Here is a 12,680-nt window from a genome sequence, read left to right as displayed (position 1 = left end):
GAAAGCGGTTCGCACGTTCCATGGCTGCACCAGATCCGTCCACGGTCCGCTACGACGGACCGTGGTATCACCGCGACGTCCGCGCCAACGGCATCCGGTTCCACGTCGCCGAGGTCCGGCCTGCCGGGGGCGGACGCGACACCGAGGCACCCCTGGTCCTGCTTCTTCACGGATTCGCCGACCTGTGGTGGTCGTGGCGCCACCAACTCACCGCCCTCGGTGAGCAGGGTTTCCATGCCGTGGCCGTCGACCTCCGCGGCTACGGCGACAGCGACAAACCCCCGCGTGGCTACGACGGCTGGACCCTCGCCGGCGACGTCGCCGGCCTGGTCCGCGCCCTCGGCCATGCCGAGGGACACCTCGTCGGTCACGCCGACGGCGGGTTGGTCTGCTGGGCCACCGCGGTCCTGCACCCCCGGTTGGTCGCCTCGATCACGTTGCTCGCCTCCCCGCATCCCCTCGCTCTGCGGCGAGCGGCCGTCCGCCACCGCGATCAGCGGTCCGCACTGCTCCCGACGTTCCTGCGCTACCAGCTTCCCCGGCTTCCCGAACGCGCACTGACCCGCGATCACGGCGCCGAGGTGGAACGTCTTCTGCGCGAGCGTTCCTCGGAAGCGTGGCAACGCACGTCCGAGTTCGACGAGGTGGCCACGCGTCTGCGCTCGGCCATCACCGTCCCCAACGTGGCCCACAGCGTCCTGGAGTACCAGCGCTGGGCGTTCCGCAGCCAGTTCCGCACCGACGGTCGCAAGTTCATGGCCACCGTCGACAGGCCCGTCGACGTACCGGCCCTGCAGATCCTCGGCGGCGCCGATCCGTACGTGCTGCCCTCGACCGGCAGCCGCGACGTGACGTGGGCACCGCGCATCGTCGAGAGAACGCTGCCGGGCGCCGGTCACTACGTCCACCAGGAACAGCCCGCGGCGGTGACGGACCTACTCGTCGACCACCTGCGCCGACGCTGAACCGTTCGGACCGGAGTACGGATCGACGAGACCGTCGGTGAGGTGCGCCTCGAGGTCGATGCGCACACGTCCGGACGGCGGCGGCGTGCCCCGACCGAACCGCCGCACCGCGGCCGCCACCGACGCCCCGCCGAGTGCGACGTCGCTGCCGAGTTGCGGCCACGTCGACAGCGTCGTTCCGATCTCCGGCAACGACGCCGCCATGCGCGCGGTGATCTTGTCGAAGCCGAGCAGTCGGCCGGCGAGCGACCCCTTCTCCGCCGGGCTCATGGACGCCACCGCGTCGGCGTCGATGTCCCCGAGCAGACCGTGGAACAGCGGCCGGTCGCGATCGAGGTCGAACCGCTCGATGTCGAGCACCCCGCCGTCGCTGGTCTCCATGATCACCGGGATGCCCCGACGCCGGGCGTGCTCGCGCACGGAGACCTTCGCGTCGATCGAATCGCATTCCTCGATCACGATGTCCAACCCGTCCAGGAACGCGTCTACGGTCGACGCGTCGATCCCGGTCTGCTGAGCGATCACCGAAAGATAGGGATCGAGCTCCGCGATGCGCCGGGCGGCGAGGATCGCCTTGTTCACGCCGAGATCGAACACCGTCGCCGGGACCCGGTTGAGGTTGGACAGATCCAGCTCGTCGAAGTCCACGAGGCGCAGCTCGCCGCACAGACCCTCGAGGGCCAGCGTGTGGGCCACGGCGTGCCCGACGCTGAGACCCACCACGCCGATCCGAGTTCGTCCCGACGCGTCCTGCTCGTCCGCGGTGATCTTGTTGCGGTTGCGGTCGAGCCGTAGTCGCCGGAACCCCCGGGGGCCGAGGACCCGGACCATGGACCGGCGCCACGGGTAGTGCACCCAGCGCGGCGATTCGTTCAGCAGGTCCTCGTCCGGCGTCGGCAACAGTGCCGCGAGCGAGGCACGCTGCTCGTCCGTGGTGTCGAGAACCTCGACCACGCCCGGGGACGAGAGCAATCGCGTCGCCTCGGCGTCGTCGGCGGGAACGGACGGATCGAACACGTGGTGCAGCCGGGCGTCGGGCACGTCGGAACTCTCCTGGATCGAGGGATGCGGGGCGAGGGCGGTGGTTCAGTTCTCGGACTCGACGCGGCTGTCGGCGGACGAGGTGAGGGGCGGCCACACCACGACGTCCTCGTAGGCGTACGCCACGCGGTCGCGTCCACCGGTCTTGGCGGCGTACAGCGCGCGGTCCGCAGCGTACGTCAGCCGGTCCAGCGTCGCCTCGACGTCCGGGGACTCGGCGGAAGACCCGCCGGACTCGACGCCGGCGCGCGCGACACCGATGCTCACGGTCACGTCGCAGGCCGCACGCACACTCTGCAGAATCAACTCCTCGAGTCCCGCGATGGACACCGTGGTCCCGAACACCAGGAACTCCTCGCCGCCGAGCCGAGCCAGGACCGCGTCGTCGGGAACGACCGACGCGATGGCGTCGGCGACGTCGGTGAGGACCTCGTCACCCGCCGCGTGGCCCCGGGTGTCGTTGACCGACTTGAAGTGATCGACGTCGACCAGCGCGACCACCACCGCTCTTCCGGCCGACGACGCGTCGTCGAGCATGGTCTTCACACGAGGCAGCATCCCGCGCCGGTTGAGGAGACCGGTCAGCGGATCGGTGTTGGCGAGGGTCTCGAGTCGCCCCGTCACGGCCTCGAGCGACGTGCGCATGATCGCGATGAGAATCGCGGGCACCACGACGGTGGTGACCGCGGCACCCGCCGCGACGAACCGCACCGCGCCGTCCGCACCGTCGATGGACAACGCGGTCGCGAGAACGACGCCACCAACGGTGAGCGCGACGGTCACCCGGCGCGGCGATCCGGACGCGGCGATGGCGGGAACGGCGGCGAGCATGGCGGTCACCGCGCGCGATCCCGACGGGTCGGCGATGAGGTACGCGGACGTCGCGACACCGAGCATGCCGCCGGCACCGAGAATTGCGAACTGCGTCTCCGACAGCACTCCCGCGTGCAGGGTCACCCCGACGGTGACGAGGGTGAAGACGACGATGACCCCGAGGACGGGCAGCGTGCCCTCGCGCAGGAACGCCGGCTGCAGGAGCGCGATGAGCATCAGCGGCAGGGCCCCGGAGGCGCTGGCCATCACGGCTTTCGACCGAGTGTCGAAGCGACGAGCGATCACCGCGGCCGACCTCTCGTGTCCGTCCGGCTCAACTCCGGAGCCCGGTATCGGCGAATGTCACCGGGGAGCCGAATACCCCCGGGGGGAATCGGCGACCTGGACGCGCCCGTGTACCGATCACCGTTGTTTCCCCCCGTGCGCCGACATGACGTGTACGTCACCCCGGCGTACACGCGCAACGCTACTAGCCCGCGCCGACATCGTGCGCGTCGGAGGCACAGTCGTCAGGCGACACACGAACCGGTACCGACACGTTCCCCGCTTCGGGTCCCCGACGCCACTTCTTCGGCGACTTCCGCGGCCGTGAGGACGAATCCGGTATCCGAATTGTCGACGGCCGCACCGAAAACCACACCCAGGACCCGACCCGACGCGTCGACCAACGGCCCACCGGAATTGCCCTGACGGATCGATCCGCGCACGGTGTACACCTCACGATTCACCGTCCCGGCCTTGTAGATGTCCGGTCCCGTGAGGTTCAGCGTCTCGCGCACCCGCGCCGCGGAGGCGGTGTACGGACCACCGCCGGGGTAGCCGAGCACCAGGGCGTCGGCGCCGGGCTCGGCCGGTTCCGGGGCGAAATCGAGGACGCGCGCCTCGAGTCCGGGAACACGCAGCACCGCCACGTCGATCGTCGGGTCGAACAACACCACCTCGGCGTCGAGAGTTCCGGTGAGCGTGTCCACGGCCACGGACGAGGTGCCCGCCACCACGTGGGCGTTGGTGATGACCGACTCGGGGCCCACGACGAATCCCGATCCCTCGAGCGCGCGCTGGCAACTCTGCGCGATACCGCGGATTCTCAGCACGCTGCCGGCCAGATCCTGTGCCACCGGAGACGCGAGCACGCTGGCGTCGGGTTCGGCGACCTCGGCGACCGGGGTGCGGCCGAACGGTCCGATGACGTCGGGCAGACCGGAGGTGTCGAGCAGCGCGGAGAACTCGTTGGGGACCTGCCGCACCCATTCCGGCGCCACGTCGTCCACGGTGGACAGCACGGTGGAACCACGCACCGCCGCCGCGATCTGAGGTTGGGAGGAGGTGGTGAGCGGGATCGCGAGCAGCCACGCGGCCACGAGCACCGCGACGGCCTGCAACCCGGCGCCGATCACGCTGTCCACCGAGCGGGCGACCGGACTGTGCATGCCGCTGCGCAGCGCGCGGCCGAGCACCATGCCCGCCACCTCGCCGATGATGACCATCAGCACGATGAGAAGGATGCCGACCAGGATTCGGGTCCGGCCTTCCTCGACCTGGGTGAGCACCCGCGGCGCGAGCAGAATCCCGGCGACCGCGCCGAGGACCACGCCGAAGAACGCCAGTCCCGACGCCACCGCGCCCTGTCGCCATCCCGACGACGCCGCCAGCAGAGCGACCAGACCGATGCCGATGTCCAGCCACAGAGAGGACGTCATGGGTGAAGCTCCGATCCGACGGCGGCCAGCGAGGTCTCGAGATCGCGGATGTCGTCGGTGTTCCACCCGCCGGCCCATCCCGCGCCCGCCAGAATGCCCGAGAGCACGCCGGCGGTGAAACCCCACACCAACATGTCGCGCACGGCGAACGCCGGACCCTGGTAGCCGAGGGGGTGACGGACGACGAACCGATTGCCGGGATCGACGAGTTCGGCGACGGGCACCGCGAGCACGCGCTCGGTCTCGGCGGTGTCCACCACCGCCACCTCGCTGGGGGTGTGCCAGTAGGCGAGGACCGGGGTGACCTCGAATCCGGACGGGGGAACGTAGATGGAGTCGAAGGTGGTGAGCGGCTGCACTCCGTCGAGCGCCACGCCCGTCTCCTCCTGTGCCTCTCGCAACGCGGTGCCGACCGGGCCGTCGTCACCGGGGTCGGCCGCCCCACCGGGGAACGAGACCTGACCGCGGTGCTGACGCATCGACGACGACCGCTGCGTCAACAGAACCGTCGCGTCGTCGGGGAGCACGGGGCTCGCCGCGTCGCCCCCGAACAGGATCAGCACGGCCGCGGGACGCCCGACCACGCCGTCGGGCGCGTGCCGGTCGATCACCGGGTTGTCCGCGCCGTCCTCGACACCGCGAGAGGCGGCGAGGTCGGTGAGCCACGGCGGAACCGGCCGTGAGGAAACCATCATGCGTCCACTCCGAGATTCGTTCGCACCGCGTCGGCGACGTCCTCGACGGACCGGAACGGTTGGGGCAGTACCCGAGCGATGCTTCCATCGGCCGCCACGAGGACCGACACGGGGAGCACGGGAGGGGCCCCGACGGCCGCCGCGATGCGACCGGTTCCGGTCTGCACACCCGGCAACTGCACGTCGTAGTCGGCGAGGCGGGCCAGGGCGTTGCCCTCCCGCGGATCCTCGTGGGCGGTGATCACCGTGATCGAGTCGCCCGCGCGCTCCGCGTACTGCTGCAGGAAGGGCAGCTCCTCGGCGCACGGTTCGCACCAGTACGCCCACAGGTTGATCAGGGCGGGTCGACCGGCCAGCGACGCGGCCAGATCGACGGGTGCGCCGGTCGCCAGACAGGTCGCGCTCACCCCGGCCAGTACCGAGTCGCCGGGCGCGGCCTCACCGAGGTCCGGGCACGGCTGCAGCGCGGCGGCGTCGCGCACCGGGGCGAGTTCGGCGTCGCTCGCCGCCGCGGGAGCGGACGTCCCCTGTGCGTCGCGCAGATCCTGGAAGCTGCTCGGCGAGGTCGCGTCGTCCCCGCGCGGCCAGATCGCGACCACCAGGGCCACCACGACTACGAGGGCGGCGAGCGACCACCGGGCCGAGGCCGACGGCGTCACGCCTCGACCCCCGCGATCGTCAGGATGTGGTCGCGCTCCGGTCCGCGCACGAGGGCGGCGGCCGCCACCGGGTCCGTCGGGCCGAGCCCGTACGACGGACAGTCCTTCGCGAGGATGCACACCCCGCACGCGGGCTTGCGGGAATGGCAGACCCGACGGCCGTGGAAGATCACCCGGTGCGAGAGCAGGGTCCAGTCGCGCCGCTCGATCAGCGCTCCGGTCGCGTGCTCGACCTTCACCGGATCCTCCTCGGCGGTCCACGCCCAGCGGCGCACCAGCCGCCCGAAGTGCGTGTCGACGGTGATGCCCGGGATGTCGAACGCGTTTCCCAGGACCACGTTGGCGGTCTTGCGACCGATGCCCGGGAGGAGCACGAGCTCGGCCAACGTGGCGGGAACCTCACCGTCGTGCTTCTCGAGCAATGCGCGCCCGAGTCCGATGAGCGAGTTCGTCTTGTTGCGGTAGAAGCCCGTGGAGCGGACGTACTCCTCGAGTTCGGTGCGGTCCGCCTCGGCGTAGTCGCGGGCGGAGCGGTAGCGGGCGAAGAGCGCCGGGGTGGTCTCGTTGACGCGCTTGTCGGTGCACTGCGCGGACAGGATGGTCGCGACCGCCAACTCCAGCGGCGTGGTGAAGTCCAGTTCGCAGTAGACGTGAGGGAACACCTCCCCCAGACGACGGTGCATCCGGCGGGCTCGACGGGTGAGCGCCAGCGGCGTCTCGGTCCGCATCCGCACGTGGGAGGGCTCCGCGCCAGTCTTCTGCACCCCATGACTCTACGGAACCCGTGGGGCGGGTCGGTCCGTCCGACACCCGAACGGCGACCCGCTCGAGTTCGTTTCGAGACTTCGACAGTGTTTACTCCTCGGTATGCAAGCACTCGCTGTGATCCTGTTTCCGGTCTTGCTGATGCTGTTCGCGCTGGCCATCGAGCGGTTCGAGGCACGGTTGAACCGCGCCGGCGTTCGGGAACAAGAAGTGCAGGAATTCCTCGACGCGGCCGACAGCTCCGAGGTCGCGACCCTGGCCACCGAGGGCTTTCCCAACGCTCTCGCCCGCTTCCGCAGTCGGCGTCGCCGCGGCGGAGAGGTTCTCGACGAAGACGTCGCGATGCTCGACGATCGCGCGCGACGCGCCAGCTGACACCGAGGAATTCACCACCGGATCGTCCTGCGGTTTCCACCGGGGTTCCGTCGCGGGATCCGACACTTCGGACCCGATCGTGGCTGCGATCACTCACCGGGCGCATCCGCGACGTAGACTCCCCTCGGTACCAGGGAACGGCGACTCATCTCACAGGTGACGTCGGCGATATCCCAGAATTTTTCTCAGCCCAGAAGTTTTATCAGCGAGGAGTGCACGTGGACGAGGTTCTGGCACGGGCCGGCATCTTCCAGGGAGTCGAGCCGTCGGCAGTATCGGCGCTCACGAAACAGTTGCAGCCGGTGGACTTCCCGCGCGGCCACGTCGTGTTCAACGAGGGCGAGCCGGGTGATCGGCTCTACATCATCGTGACCGGCAAGGTGAAGCTCGGACGACGCTCCCCCGACGGTCGGGAGAACCTCCTGACCATCATGGGTCCGTCCGACATGTTCGGTGAGCTCTCCATCTTCGATCCCGGCCCCCGCACCTCGACCGCCACCACGGTCACCGAAGTTCGGGCCGTCAGCATGGACCGCGAAGCGCTCAAGGCGTGGATCGACCAGCGCCCCGAGATTGCCGAGCAGTTGCTCCGCGTCCTCGCGCGCCGCCTGCGTCGGACCAACAACAGCCTCGCGGACCTCATCTTCACCGACGTCCCCGGACGTGTGGCCAAGGCTCTGCTGCAGCTCGCACAGCGTTTCGGCACCCAGGAAGCCGGATCCCTGCGCGTCACGCACGACCTGACGCAGGAAGAGATCGCGCAGCTCGTCGGTGCTTCACGTGAAACAGTGAACAAGGCGCTCGCCGACTTCGCGCACCGCGGGTGGCTGCGGCTCGAGGGCAAGAGCGTGCTGATCTCCGACTCGGAGCGATTGGCGCGTCGAGCGCGCTGATCTTCGGGTGTACCGAGCGGGCCGCTCGGTGGTGAGCGGGTCCTGCAGGGGCCGCACACCACCGAGCGGCCCGCTCGTTCTCGCGTCCGGCCGGGCCGCTCAGCCCCGCAGATAGTCCAGCTGCGCCTTCACGGACATCCGCGCCGCCGGCCACAACTTCTTGTCCACGTCGGCGTAGACGTGGCGCACCACCTTCAGCGGTGACGCATCCTCGCCCAGAACCTCGAGTGCCTCGCGCACCTGCTGCAGACGTTCCTCGCGATGCGCGCGGTAGGCGCGGGCGATGGCGGCGGTGTCCGGCTGATCGGGTCCGTGGCCGGGGAGCGCGATGCGACCCGCGCCGATCTCGGCCAACCGGTCCAGCGAGGACAGGTAGTCGGCGAGGCTGCCGTCCTTCCCGTCGAGCACGCTGCTTCCCGCGCCCAGGACGGTGTCGCCGGTGAGCACCGCATCGTCCATCACGAAGCTCACCGAATCCGCCGTGTGACCGGGCGTCGCGAGCACGGTCACCTCGAGCCCGGCCACGGAGATCACCTCGCCGTCGGTCAACGGCGCCGCCTCGCCGCGACGATGAGCCTCGGTCACCGCACGCACGGGCGCCCCGGTGCGGCGGTGGATCCGGGCGATTCCGCCGGTGTGATCGTGGTGGCGGTGGGTGATCAGCACCAGCGCCACCCGACCGACGTCCACCACCCGGTCGATGTGCGCGCGACTGCGCGGACCGGGGTCGACCACCACGATCTCGTCGCTCCCCGGCGCTCGCAGGATCCAGGTGTTGGTGCCGTCGAGCGTCATCTTGCCGGGGTTCTCGGCGAGCAGTACCGACGCCGTCGGCGTGACCTCGCGGAGCTGGGCGTAGGCGGGGTGAGTCGGTGCCATCGGCCCACCATGCCACGCGGCCGTCTACGCTCGCACGATGAGGTCTGCGCGGTGAAGTTCGGCGTCGTGGGTGCGGGTCCCTGGGCACGGCAGGCGTCGCTCCCGGCGCTGATCGCGCACCCCGAGGCGGACCTGGTGGGGATCTGGGCTAGGCGTCCGGAGGCCGCCGCCGACGCAGCTCCGGGGATACGCGTGTTCGACGACGTCGAGGAGCTGTTCGATGCCGTCGACGCCGTCGCGTTCGCGGTTCCTCCGGACGTGCAGTCCGAACTCGCGACGCGGGCGGTACGCGCGAAAAAGCATGTGCTGCTGGACAAGCCGATCGCGGCGGACCTGGCGGCGGCGCAGGCTCTGGTCGACGAGATCGACGCCGCCGGGGTGGGATCGATGGTCACTCTCACCCGACGCTTCGCGCCCGAGACCCGACGCTTTCTCGACGCGGTGACCGCCGGAGACTTCTCGACGGCCTCTGCGAGTTGGTTGTCGGGTGCGTTGCTGGGCGGCGACTTCGCCGGGTCGACCTGGCGGCAGGAGGGCGGGGCGTTGATGGACGTCGGTCCGCACGTGTTCGACCTGATCGACGCCGCACTCGGCCCCATCGTCGGCGTAGCGTCGGCACACCGTGCCGCGGCGTCGGACACGTGGTCCATCACGCTCGCGCACGCAGGCGACCGGCGCAGTCAGATCACGCTCTCGATGCGCACCCCGGTTCGGCCGTCGGTGTTGCGCGTGGCCGTCAGCGGGGAATCCGGACTCGTGGAGTTGTCGGATCGCACCACCGGGCCCGACGTCTGTTACGGAGTGCTGCTGACCGAGTTCCTCGACTCGGTGCGCGAGGGCACCCGGCACGCCTGCTCGGCGCACCGGGGCCTCGAACTGCAGCGGGTCATCGAGTGGTGCCAGGACGAACTGGAGCCCTGACTCAGGCCGTCAGCTCGACGATCATCTCGACCTCGACGGGTGCGCCGAGAGGCAGTTCCGCGACTCCGACGGCCGATCGCGCGTGGATCCCGGCGTCGCCGAACACCTCGCCCAGGAAGTTCGACGCACCGTTGATCACTCCCGGCTGACCGGTGAATCCCGGTGCGGAAGCCACGAATCCGACGACCTTGACGATGCGCGCGACGGAATCGAGCCCCACCAGCGCGTCGATGGCGGCGAGCGCGTTGAGGGCGCAGATCCGCGCTGCCTCGGTGGCGTCCTCGGCGGACACCTCCGCGCCGACCTTGCCCTCGGCCGTCAGCTTCCCGTCCACGAACGGCAACTGCCCCGAAGTGAAGACGTGATCACCGGAACGAACCGCCGGAACGTAGGAGGCCACGGGCGGAACGACCGAGGGCAGTTCGATTCCGAGGTCGGCCAACGCCTGCCGCGGAGACGGCACGTCAGCCCTTGGGACGCTTGAAGTACGCGACGAGCTGCTCGCCGGTGGGTCCCTGAAGGACCGTCACCAGCTCCCAGCCGTCCGACCCGAAGTTGTCGAGGATCGTCTTGGTGTTGTGGATCAACAGCGGTGCCGTGAGGTACTCCCACGTGGTCGATGCGCTCATGGGCGCCAGCCTATAGGCAGTGGCCGCCGCCGCGAGGCCCGGACTCGTCGCCCGCTTCGGGAATCGTCGTCCGGGGAACAGGACAGAAGTGGCTCTATATTCTCGAGGAGTGTCAGTGACCGAAGATTCGGAGGCGGGGCCCTCGCAGCTCCGCGAGGGATGGCCGGCGGAAGCCGATGCCGCGCGCGTGCATTTCGTGTCGGGAAAGGGCGGCACCGGGAAGTCGACGGTCGCGGCCGCCCTGGCCCTCGCACTCGCCGCCGGCGGCCGGAACGTGCTGCTCGTCGAGGTCGAGGGTCGTCAGACCATCGCGCAGATGTTCGACGTACCCGCCCTGGACCCGGTCGAGACCCGAGTGGCGTCCGCCGAGGGCGGTGGACAGGTCCACGCACTCGCCATCGACCTCGAGACCGCCTTCCTGGAATACCTCGACATGTTCTACAACCTGGGGTTCGCGGGCCGCGCCATGCGCAAGGTCGGCGCGGTGGAGTTCGCCACCACCATCGCTCCGGGTCTGCGGGACGTCCTGCTCACCGGCAAGGTCAAGGAGTGCGCCATTCGCGTCGACTCCCGCGGCGCACGGGTGTACGACGAGATCGTCGTCGACTCGCCGCCGACCGGCCGCATCGGCAGCTTCCTGGACGTCACCACCGCGATGCGCGACCTCGCCAAGAGCGGACCCATCCGGTCGCAGAGCGAGGGTGTGGTGCGGCTGCTGCACTCCGAGCAGACCCTGGTGCACCTGGTGACGCTGCTCGAAGCCCTGCCGGTGCAGGAAACCTCCGATGCCGCAGCGGAATTGCAGAAACTCGACATCCGGCTCGGCACCGTGATCGTGAACCGCGCCGACACCTCGTTCCTCCCCGAGGCGGCACTTGCCGACGCGGCCGAGGGGCGCCTGGACGCTCCCGCCATCGAACAAGCGTTGGCGGACAGTGGAATCACGCTGTCGGAGGACGATTTCGCCGGGTTGCTGACCGAATCCATCGAACACGCGTCGACTCTGCAGGCGCAGCGGGACAGCGCGAGGCATCTGCAGACGCTGCAGATGTCGCGGTTGACGCTCCCCACGCTGCCCGACGGCATGGACCTCGGCGGCATCTACGAACTCGCGCAGCATCTCACGGAACAGGGCGTTCGATGAGTATCGTTCCCACACTGGACATCTCGGCCATCATCGACAGTCCCGATTCCAAGATCGTCGTGTGCTGCGGCTCCGGCGGAGTCGGCAAGACCACCACCGCCGCGTCGATGGCGTTGCGGGCGGCCGAGAACGGTCGCAAGGTCGTCGTTCTCACCATCGACCCGGCCCGGCGCCTTGCGCAGGCCCTCGGCGTGGGTGAACTGGACAACTCACCGCAGCCGGTGGAGCTCGGACCGAACGCGACGGGCGAGCTGCACGCGATGATGCTCAACATGCGGCGCACGTTCGACGAGATGGTCCTCGAGCACTCGACGCCGGAGAAGGCCGAGCAGATCTTCGCCAACTCCTTCTATCAGACCGTCGCGTCGTCGTTCTCGGGCACGCAGGAGTACATGGCGATGGAGAAGCTCGGCCAACTCGCGCAGAGCGGGGACTGGGATCTGGTGGTGGTGGACACGCCTCCCTCGCGCAACGCACTCGACTTTCTCGACGCACCCCAGCGCCTCGGGTCCTTCCTCGACGGCCGCATGATCAAGCTGCTCATGGCGCCGGGCCGCGGCATCGGCCGCGTGATGACCAGCGCGTTCAGCCTTGCCATGCGCGGCGTCTCGGCGATCGTGGGCAGCCAGATGCTCTCGGACGCCTCGGTTTTCGTGCAGTCGCTGGATCAGATGTTCGGTGGTTTCCGCGAGCGGGCTCGGCACACGTACGAGCTGCTGCGCCAGGACGGGACCCACTTCGTGGTGGTCTCCGCCGCCGAGCCCGACGCGTTGCGCGAGGCGTCGTACTTCGTCGATCGCCTGTCCGAGGACGGCATGCCGCTGGCCGGTCTGGTCCTGAACCGCACGCACCCCACCCTCAGCTCGCTGGGCGCGGACCACGCGAGCACGGCCGCGGATCACCTCGAGAAGAAGGGCGACGCGGCGTCGGATCTGGCGGCCGGGGTCCTGCGCGCCCACGCCCATCGGGCGATCACGGCGAAGCGCGAACTCGGACTGCTGCGACGCTTCACCGCCGCGCACCCGCGAGTACCGGTGGTCGGTGTTCCGTCCCTGCCGTTCGAGGTGTCCGATCTCGACGCGCTGCGCGCGGTGGCCGATCAGCTCACCGACAAGGCCTGACCTCGCAACGCGATCGCGGTCCCGCTCGGTGACTCACCGAGGGGACCGCGATCGCGTCG

15 protein-coding genes are annotated in these 12,680 nt (G+C 69.7%); 6 read left to right on the top strand and 9 right to left on the bottom strand.

The genetic code is table 11. The features are described 5' to 3' along the window. Positions 1 to 20 precede the first annotated feature (20 nt). Entirely contained in the window at positions 21 to 965 is a 945-nt protein-coding gene (locus tag ACY466_RS01445) for an alpha/beta fold hydrolase (RefSeq protein WP_463249228.1), read from the top strand. Here ACY466_RS01445 and ACY466_RS01440 read toward each other — a convergent pair. From ACY466_RS01440 to nth, 6 genes are all read right to left on the bottom strand, one after another. Further along, complete coding sequence (locus tag ACY466_RS01440; protein ID WP_463249225.1) at positions 936 to 2,006, bottom strand: Rv1355c family protein; 1,071 nt, start codon at positions 2,004 to 2,006, stop codon at positions 936 to 938. The genes ACY466_RS01445 and ACY466_RS01440 overlap by 30 nt on opposite strands. 45 nt (positions 2,007 to 2,051) lie before the next feature. After that, positions 2,052 to 3,125 (bottom strand): GGDEF domain-containing protein, encoded by a 1,074-nt coding sequence (locus ACY466_RS01435; protein WP_463249223.1) that lies wholly within the window; start codon positions 3,123 to 3,125, stop codon positions 2,052 to 2,054. Between the two features lie 224 nt (positions 3,126 to 3,349). Continuing rightward, on the bottom strand, positions 3,350 to 4,540 hold the full coding sequence (locus ACY466_RS01430) for a MarP family serine protease (RefSeq protein ID WP_463249221.1): 1,191 nt from the start codon (positions 4,538 to 4,540) through the stop codon (positions 3,350 to 3,352). Then, on the bottom strand, positions 4,537 to 5,235 hold the full coding sequence (locus ACY466_RS01425) for an NUDIX hydrolase (RefSeq protein ID WP_463249219.1): 699 nt from the start codon (positions 5,233 to 5,235) through the stop codon (positions 4,537 to 4,539). Before ACY466_RS01425 ends, ACY466_RS01430 begins: the two co-directional genes overlap by 4 nt. Further along, complete coding sequence (locus ACY466_RS01420) at positions 5,232 to 5,894, bottom strand: TlpA family protein disulfide reductase (protein WP_463249217.1); 663 nt, start codon at positions 5,892 to 5,894, stop codon at positions 5,232 to 5,234. Before ACY466_RS01420 ends, ACY466_RS01425 begins: the two co-directional genes overlap by 4 nt. After that, positions 5,891 to 6,622 carry an endonuclease III gene (gene nth, locus ACY466_RS01415; RefSeq protein WP_463252101.1) on the bottom strand — a complete coding sequence of 244 codons (732 nt, stop codon included), beginning with the start codon at positions 6,620 to 6,622 and terminating at the stop codon, positions 5,891 to 5,893. Before nth ends, ACY466_RS01420 begins: the two co-directional genes overlap by 4 nt. Positions 6,623 to 6,761: 139 nt before the next feature. Here nth and ACY466_RS01410 point away from each other — a divergent pair, with 139 nt between their 5' ends. Both ACY466_RS01410 and ACY466_RS01405 read left to right on the top strand, forming a co-directional pair. Beyond that, complete coding sequence (locus tag ACY466_RS01410) at positions 6,762 to 7,034, top strand: hypothetical protein (protein ID WP_463249215.1); 273 nt, start codon at positions 6,762 to 6,764, stop codon at positions 7,032 to 7,034. Between the two features lie 218 nt (positions 7,035 to 7,252). Further along, entirely contained in the window at positions 7,253 to 7,927 is a 675-nt protein-coding gene (locus tag ACY466_RS01405; protein ID WP_463249214.1) for a Crp/Fnr family transcriptional regulator, read from the top strand. Positions 7,928 to 8,026: 99 nt separating this feature from the next. Here ACY466_RS01405 and ACY466_RS01400 read toward each other — a convergent pair whose 3' ends face one another. Further along, positions 8,027 to 8,806 carry an MBL fold metallo-hydrolase gene (locus ACY466_RS01400; RefSeq protein WP_463249212.1) on the bottom strand — a complete coding sequence of 260 codons (780 nt, stop codon included), beginning with the start codon at positions 8,804 to 8,806 and terminating at the stop codon, positions 8,027 to 8,029. Positions 8,807 to 8,857: 51 nt separating this feature from the next. Between ACY466_RS01400 and ACY466_RS01395 the strand changes: the two genes are divergently transcribed. Beyond that, the gene (locus ACY466_RS01395; protein WP_463249210.1) at positions 8,858 to 9,727 is read left to right on the top strand and encodes a Gfo/Idh/MocA family protein; all 870 of its coding nucleotides are present in this window, start codon (positions 8,858 to 8,860) and stop codon (positions 9,725 to 9,727) included. Between the two features lies 1 nt (position 9,728). Here the strand turns inward: ACY466_RS01395 and ACY466_RS01390 are convergent, their stop codons facing one another. Beyond that, the gene (locus tag ACY466_RS01390; RefSeq protein ID WP_463249209.1) at positions 9,729 to 10,190 is read right to left on the bottom strand and encodes a RidA family protein; all 462 of its coding nucleotides are present in this window, start codon (positions 10,188 to 10,190) and stop codon (positions 9,729 to 9,731) included. 1 nt (position 10,191) lies between these two features. Next, positions 10,192 to 10,356 carry a DUF4177 domain-containing protein gene (locus ACY466_RS01385; RefSeq protein WP_463249207.1) on the bottom strand — a complete coding sequence of 55 codons (165 nt, stop codon included), beginning with the start codon at positions 10,354 to 10,356 and terminating at the stop codon, positions 10,192 to 10,194. Between the two features lie 115 nt (positions 10,357 to 10,471). On the opposite strand from ACY466_RS01385, the gene ACY466_RS01380 reads away from it, so the two are divergent. Next, positions 10,472 to 11,500 (top strand): ArsA-related P-loop ATPase, encoded by a 1,029-nt coding sequence (locus tag ACY466_RS01380; RefSeq protein WP_463249206.1) that lies wholly within the window; start codon positions 10,472 to 10,474, stop codon positions 11,498 to 11,500. Further along, positions 11,497 to 12,621, top strand: coding sequence for an ArsA family ATPase (locus ACY466_RS01375; RefSeq protein WP_463249204.1), 1,125 nt, complete (start codon positions 11,497 to 11,499; stop codon positions 12,619 to 12,621). The genes ACY466_RS01380 and ACY466_RS01375 overlap by 4 nt, the downstream gene beginning before the upstream one ends. The last annotated feature ends 59 nt before the right edge of the window (positions 12,622 to 12,680 follow it).

It is taken from the genome of Rhodococcus sp. K11/5, assembly GCF_055193735.1.
Note: the sequence above shows the minus strand (reverse complement) of the source record. Positions and strands in the feature narration are given on the sequence as shown.

Excerpts from the sequence above, each read along its gene's own strand:
- ACY466_RS01445 (WP_463249228.1), top strand. The coding sequence starts at position 21 with ATGGCTGCACCAGATCCGTCCACGGTCCGCTACGACGGACCGTGGTAT.
- ACY466_RS01430 (WP_463249221.1), bottom strand. The coding sequence starts at position 4,540 with ATGACGTCCTCTCTGTGGCTGGACATCGGCATCGGTCTGGTCGCTCTG.
- ACY466_RS01425 (WP_463249219.1), bottom strand. The coding sequence starts at position 5,235 with ATGATGGTTTCCTCACGGCCGGTTCCGCCGTGGCTCACCGACCTCGCC.
- nth (WP_463252101.1), bottom strand. The coding sequence starts at position 6,622 with ATGCGGACCGAGACGCCGCTGGCGCTCACCCGTCGAGCCCGCCGGATG.
- ACY466_RS01410 (WP_463249215.1), top strand. The coding sequence starts at position 6,762 with ATGCAAGCACTCGCTGTGATCCTGTTTCCGGTCTTGCTGATGCTGTTC.
- ACY466_RS01400 (WP_463249212.1), bottom strand. The coding sequence starts at position 8,806 with ATGGCACCGACTCACCCCGCCTACGCCCAGCTCCGCGAGGTCACGCCG.
- ACY466_RS01385 (WP_463249207.1), bottom strand. The coding sequence starts at position 10,356 with ATGAGCGCATCGACCACGTGGGAGTACCTCACGGCACCGCTGTTGATC.
- ACY466_RS01375 (WP_463249204.1), top strand. The coding sequence starts at position 11,497 with ATGAGTATCGTTCCCACACTGGACATCTCGGCCATCATCGACAGTCCC.